General features: G+C 34.8%; 5 protein-coding genes, 1 tRNA gene and 1 pseudogene. 4 read left to right on the forward strand and 3 right to left on the reverse strand.

Features of this window, described 5'->3' with window-relative positions:
- Positions 1–126: 126 nt before the first annotated feature.
- From ACIQ1E_RS13355 to ACIQ1E_RS13370, 4 genes and pseudogenes are all read left to right on the forward strand, one after another.
- Positions 127–657: pseudogene (locus tag ACIQ1E_RS13355) on the forward strand (M43 family zinc metalloprotease); the annotation flags it as partial.
- Positions 658–738: 81 nt separating this feature from the next.
- Positions 739–1,830, forward strand: a complete 1,092-nt coding sequence (locus ACIQ1E_RS13360; protein ID WP_396171809.1) for an AI-2E family transporter — start codon at positions 739–741, stop codon at positions 1,828–1,830.
- Positions 1,831–1,832: 2 nt separating this feature from the next.
- Positions 1,833–3,014 (forward strand): class I SAM-dependent methyltransferase, encoded by a 1,182-nt coding sequence (locus ACIQ1E_RS13365; RefSeq protein WP_396171810.1) that lies wholly within the window; start codon positions 1,833–1,835, stop codon positions 3,012–3,014.
- A gap of 3 nt (positions 3,015–3,017) precedes the next feature.
- Entirely contained in the window at positions 3,018–3,587 is a 570-nt protein-coding gene (locus ACIQ1E_RS13370; protein WP_396171811.1) for a hypothetical protein, read from the forward strand.
- On the opposite strand, the gene ACIQ1E_RS13375 is transcribed toward ACIQ1E_RS13370, so the two are convergent.
- From ACIQ1E_RS13375 to ACIQ1E_RS13385, 3 genes are all read right to left on the reverse strand, one after another.
- Positions 3,584–4,231, reverse strand: a complete 648-nt coding sequence (locus ACIQ1E_RS13375; RefSeq protein ID WP_396171812.1) for a M15 family metallopeptidase — start codon at positions 4,229–4,231, stop codon at positions 3,584–3,586. The two genes, ACIQ1E_RS13370 and ACIQ1E_RS13375, sit on opposite strands and share 4 nt — an antisense overlap.
- A 119-nt stretch (positions 4,232–4,350) precedes the next feature.
- The gene (locus ACIQ1E_RS13380; protein WP_396171813.1) at positions 4,351–6,048 is read right to left on the reverse strand and encodes a glycosyl hydrolase 53 family protein; all 1,698 of its coding nucleotides are present in this window, start codon (positions 6,046–6,048) and stop codon (positions 4,351–4,353) included.
- Positions 6,049–6,289: 241 nt separating this feature from the next.
- Positions 6,290–6,363: transfer RNA gene (locus ACIQ1E_RS13385), tRNA-Arg, on the reverse strand.
- Positions 6,364–6,413: the final 50 nt, after the last annotated feature.

The raw sequence follows: 6,413 nt of genomic DNA on the forward strand, positions 1-6,413 counted from the left end.
TATTTAGAAACAATGGATATAAGAATTGAAAAATTTAACGAATTAATGAAAATATTTGAGTTTGAAAATGATTTAGGTAAAAACCTCTCTAAGTTAATTGTAAATATTTAATGGACTTTATATAATAGAAAAGCAACAACAAAAACTTCTTGGGGAACAAGAGATGCAATGAAAAGCACTAAAAAAGGAGGCTTGGACCCTACCTCTCCGTCAACAAATCTTAATTTTTGGGTTTGCACCATTGGAGGTGGAATTCTAGGATATGCTCAATTCCCAGGTGGTTCACTAGCAACTGACGGCGTGGTTTGTGATTCTAAATATGTTGGAGTAACACCAAATTCTAGCGCTGCATATCCATACAACTTAGGTAGAACTGCTACTCACGAAGTAGGTCACTGGATGAACTTGCGTCATATTTGGGATGATGCCACTTGCGGAAGTGATTTAGTTGCTGACACGCCAACGCATAATGCAGCTAATTACGGTGTTCCAGCTTATCCTCATTACAGTACTTGTACTGGAACTCCAGTGGAAATGACAATGAATTATATGGACTATACCGATGACCGAGGAATGTATATGTTTACTAATGGCCAAAAAGCTAGAATGGATGCTATTTTTGCCTCTGGAGGAGTAAGAGCTAGTTTCAGAAATTAATCTTAAACATTTTTAGAATATAGAACTCGTTCGCCAAGTCGAACGAGTTTTTTTTTATCTTTAGCCTCAAAAATAAATATAATGATAACATCTAAAATTATTGCAAACGGAATAGTAAGAGCTATTATCTATCTGGTTTTAGCGGCATTGGTATTGTATTTTATATACTTGATTCAGTCTGTTTTGATTTATCTAGTTTCGGCATTGATTTTGACGTTAATCGGGAATCCGATTATGCAGTTCTTAAAAAAAAGACTAAAATTCAAACATACGTTAGCAACAATTACCACTTTATCTCTTTTTGTACTTTGCATAGCAGGACTTATCTTGATGTTTGTCCCATTAATCGCAACTCAAGGTCAAAATTTATCCTTATTAAAAACGGTGGAAATCGAAGAAGACATTACCCAATTGACTAACCAAACTGTAGCATTTTTAGAAAGTCACAATATCGACACTTCAGAAATTATCAAAGAAGCGAATATTGGCTCGAAAATAAACCTAAATGTCATTCCGGATTTCCTAAACTCCGTACTCGGCACCATTAGTAGTTTCGGTCTAGGTTTAGCTTCTGTTCTATTTATCACCTTTTTCTTTATTAAGGACAGTTTGCTTTTTGTTTCAGGAGCGAAAAAATTAATTCCCGACTCCCACGAGGAACAGATTTTGAATTCGGTTCATAAAATAAACCATTTGCTTTCACGCTATTTCATTGGCTTACTAATGCAACTGTTTATCGTATTTATTTTATACGTAATTGTACTCTTCATTTTCGATATCCCGAATCTGTTTATCATTGCCTTTTTATGTGCCGTTCTCAATATAGTACCTTACATTGGCCCATTAATTGCTTCAATTTTAGCTGCCGTTTTGACAATGCTTAGCAATTTAGGTTCGGATTTTCAAACGGTAATGCTACCAACAACCATTTATGTACTCATTGGTTTTTGGATTGTTCAAGTCATCGACAACAACCTATCACAGCCTTTAATTTTCTCTAAAAGTGTAAGTTCTCATCCCTTAGAGATTTTTCTAGTCATCCTCATCGCAGGTTTTCTATCGGGAATTTTGGGAATGGTAATCGCCGTTCCTATCTACACTATTCTGAAAGTAATCGGAAAAGAGTTCTTCCCTGATAATAAAGTGATTCAGCTGCTTACTAAAAACATATAGTTTTGGATTATAATATTTTAAATCCTGAAATCCAGCAATTTATCAATGCTAATATTGATGCCAATATTGCGAAACTAGCTTTGCAAAAAAATCCATTTCCGGAAATAGACTGGATTTCAATCCTGAATCAGATTGAAGCGAAAACTAAAGCAAAAGACAAACTTCCAACTTGGTTCACTGCAAAAAACATTTTGTTTCCAAGTAAAATTTCAGTCGAACAAACTTCATCCGAAAGAACCGCTTCTTATAAATCTGAAATTATTTCTGGTGAAAGCCTGATCGATCTGACAGGCGGTTTTGGCGTGGACGATTTCTATTTTTCAAAAAAAATAAAAAAAGTAGCGCATTGCGAGATAAACTCAGACCTTTCGACAATTGTAAAACATAATTTTGATCAATTGAATGTTACAAACATTCATTGTCACATTGGAGATAGTTTAGCAATTTTAGCCGAATTGAACACCAATTGGGATTGGATTTACATTGATCCATCTAGACGAAATGATGCTAAAGGCAAAGTTTTTATGCTCAAAGATTGCCTGCCAAATGTTCCCGAAAATTTAGCTCTTTTATTTCAATATTCGAATAACATATTAATAAAAACCGCTCCACTTCTAGATATCACCGCTGGATTATCTGAATTGGCAAATGTCAAAGCCATTCATATCGTCGCTCTAGAAAATGAGGTCAAGGAATTGTTGTGGGAACTGCAAAAAGAGTATTCAGGAAAAACGACTATCAAAACGGTAAACATCACAAAAAACAAACAAGATGCTTTCGAATTTGTTTCGGACGAAAATCCAGCAAACGCTGAATATGGCTTGCCAGAACAATATGTATACGAACCCAACAGCGCTATAATGAAATCAGGGGGATTTGAAGAAGTGAGCCGTTTTTACAAACTCAAAAAATTGCATAAGCATTCACATTTATATACTAATTCTGAAATTATTGATTTTCCGGGACGAATTTTCGAAATTGAAAATGTGATAAAATACCAAAAAACCGAGTTGAAAAATCATATCGAAGGAAAAAAAATAAATATTACAACTCGTAATTTTCCTGATACGGTTGAAGCCATTCGCAAAAAATGGAAAGTAAAGGATGGTGGAAATCAATATTGTTTTTTTACAACTGATGAAAATGACAATAAAATAGTTTTAATTTGCAAAAAATTTAAATAATCAATGAAACAGTTCACCTTACTACTTCTGGTATTCATAAGTAGTTCACTTTTTGCTCAAAAAAAATGCGAATACAGCACAAATGTTAGAGATTCTATTGGCACATACAAACAGACGAAAGAATATATTGTTTACGAAAAAAATTTCGCTGGAAATAAAAATTATATATTTTTTTCCTTATCCCTGACAGATGGAACACCAAATTTGAATTTACAATTTATTCAAAAAAGTAAGGAGTTTATGAAAGTCAATTGTTTTGATAAAAATTCTAAAATTTTCTTCCAATTGAGTAATGGAAAAATTGTTACTTTACTTCATATCGACAAAATGGATTGCGGGACTTCCGTTCGAGACAACGAAGGTTTTGACAACAGGGTTTTAAGCGGAACTTTTATGTTTTTGAAAGGTTCGTTCGAAGATTTAAAAAGTTCTCCTGTCAATTTAATGCGTGTAAAGTATTTGACCGATATAGAAGATTACATTTTTAGAAAAGAGTTTACCTCAGAAATGGACAATCAGGTATATCAACCCGAGAGTTATTTTATGAATTACTTGCATTGCATAGAAAACTAATCACATTTCCATTTTTCATTCGAAACTTTATCCAATAAAGCGGATTTCAAACTGTAATGCCACCATTCTGAATCAAAGGAATTAAAGCCTTTTTCTATCATTACCTTTTTCAATAAGGCCCTATTGTTTTTTATTTCTTGAGAAAGATTCTGATAGTTATGACTAGCTTCTATACCAAAATGATCAAAGGACGTGCCCATCTCAAGTTCCTTCCCTTTGACATCGACTAAAGTAATGTCGACCGCTCCTCCTCTATTGTGTATAGAACCTTTGCTTGGGTCCGCAACATAAGAGGGATTCGGAACAATTTTCCACATTCGCTTTTGAATATCCAATGGACGATAGCAATCGAATATTTTGATTTTGTACCCCATTTTCATAAACTCGGCATTGGCTGCCACCATCGCTTTTACCGTTTTCAATCGCAAAAAACATTCGGCGCAATCATAGACTTTCGCTTTCAAGAAATTATCCGAAGTAGCATATTTCATATCATATACAAAATCTTTGCTGTAATCTTTCAAATTCACAAAAACAGTGTCATCGACAACAGATGGTTTTACATCAATAATTACTGATTGTGATTTACAGGAAAATAAACCAAGCATTGTGCAAAAAATAAAAATCGATTTGGAATACTTCATAACTTGAATTTTCGATAAAAATAAAAAAAATAAAAGAAAGTTAGGCAAAAAAACGGCACCATTTCCAGCGCCATTTTACCGTTAGTTTTTAGTGGCTCTTTAATTGAAATTGGAAACAATCAATTTGAAATTTTTTGAAATTTGAAGTTTTGTGTTCCTTCATTGGATTGAACTGATAAAATATAAATTCCAGAACTTAAATTGGAAACATCAATAGCATTTCTGCCTTCAGCATTAGTTGCAGAATAAACAGTTTCCCCTGTAATGTTCGTGATTTTTAAGGATTGGATGACTGTACCATTGGTGTTTCTAATATTCAATTCATTCAAAACTGGATTTGGATATAGGATCAATCCATTCTCAATGTTTTTTTTTTCGATTTCCAATGAACCTGTAGGTGAGACTATTAATTTAGGAGATACACTTGTGCTTAGTTTTGTTCCCCAACCTACAGTCCATAGTTGCACCTCAATTTCATAATATTCTCCATTGGTCAAACTGGCACTTGGAGTTGTACCATTGGGAATGGTAAGACTAACTTGAGTAGGAACATTAACCCCTGTTGATGGAATCAAAAATTGATTTCCTGAACTTTCTGTGATAGTTTGTAACCAACCACCACTAGAATTTCTTTTAAACAATCCAACATAAAAATAATCGGTAGCGCTGTTTGCTGTATAGGTTAAATTTGTGGTAACCATTTTACCCTGTTCAACGGGATTTGCAACAAATCCGTTTGCAATTACTTTTTCAACATTTTCTTTGAACGCATCTAAGGCTGGCGAAGGTTTTCCGTTGGATTGCCAAGCATTGAGCTGGTAACCACTCCAGCTTTTTTCGCCTTGAGGCTCCCAATACAATACCCCAAGCCCTTTATTATTTGGCACACGTTCTACAGCAGAAATTACAGCAACAAGCATATCTTTAGTATTTTGTACCAATGTAAAATCGCCCCCAACTTCTACAACCATCACTTCTTTTCCGTATCGGGACGCCATATCTTTTAGATTATTTCCTAAGTCAGCAATGCTAACAGAATAATTAGTTCCCAACCAATATGGATAATAGGACATTCCAATGACATCGTATTTCACATTGTTTGCAGTAATATTATCAAAAAACCATCTGAATCTGGCGTTATCATTCCCTTGATCGATATGGACCACAACTTTGATCGCGGCATTAACGGCTTTTGTGGCATCATAACCTTTATTCAACAATTGAGCGAGCTGGACAAAACTTGTGGAATTGCTTCCCTCTGGCCATAGCATTCCGCCCGGAATCTCATTTCCTATTTGCACCCATTCAGGAGTAACTCCAGCGGATTTTAGCGCGCTCAAAACATCAAAAGTATGATTGTAAACATCGTCTAATAATTGAGCAAAAGGATGTGAAGCCCAAGCTGCAGGCTTGGTTTGTTTTGATGGATCCGCCCAAGAATCGCTGTAATGAAAATTAATCATTATCCGCATTCCCATATTTTGAGCTCGAACGGCAATAGCAACAGTTTCTGCTGGACTGCAATGCCCGTTGATTATATCGTTTGAAGGATTGACCCAAACTCGAAGGCGGATAGTGTTAATCCCTCTGTCTTTAAGCAATTGCAAACAATCTTTTTGGGTACCATCAGAATCATAAAATTTATATCCTGTGGCTTCCATTTGCGACAACCAACCTACATCGGCTCCTTTGGAAAAGGCTAAAGCGGAACTTGATGTCACACGCTGAACACTTTCTTGTGCAAAGCTACTTTGAGAAAAAAGCGTTAGTAGAAGAACCGCACTGATCAACAAACAAGAACTGAATACTCCTTTCATAATAACAATAAGTTTAAAAAAATTAGAAATAGCATCCAGATTTTGTGTTTGCTATCGAAAAGCGGAAATTATTCTAATACATTCAAATTTACAAACAATATTTATTAATAATGAGTCTTTGTGGTAAAAGCTTGGAAAGAAAACAAAAAAAAAATGTAGAGATAGTTGTAATACTTGAATAGGAAACAATATAAAGCAAAAACAAAAAAGCCTCATAATCAAGCGATTACAAGGCTAAAAGTGAACGCAGAAGGATTCGAACCTTCGACCGCCTGCTTAGAAGGCAGGTGCTCTATCCAGCTGAGCTATGCGTCCATTGATGATTAAATCAACTCCTAAAGGAAAAATTTAACAATCAGTCGGGG

This window comes from Flavobacterium sp., assembly GCF_044348915.1.
Lineage (GTDB): Bacteria > Bacteroidota > Bacteroidia > Flavobacteriales > Flavobacteriaceae > Flavobacterium.

What these genes read in the sequence shown, in the direction of transcription:
- ACIQ1E_RS13360 (WP_396171809.1), top strand. Translation starts at nt 739, where the DNA reads ATGATAACATCTAAAATTATTGCAAACGGAATAGTAAGAGCTATTATC.
- ACIQ1E_RS13370 (WP_396171811.1), top strand. Translation starts at nt 3,018, where the DNA reads ATGAAACAGTTCACCTTACTACTTCTGGTATTCATAAGTAGTTCACTT.
- ACIQ1E_RS13375 (WP_396171812.1), bottom strand. Translation starts at nt 4,231, where the DNA reads ATGAAGTATTCCAAATCGATTTTTATTTTTTGCACAATGCTTGGTTTA.
- ACIQ1E_RS13380 (WP_396171813.1), bottom strand. Translation starts at nt 6,048, where the DNA reads ATGAAAGGAGTATTCAGTTCTTGTTTGTTGATCAGTGCGGTTCTTCTA.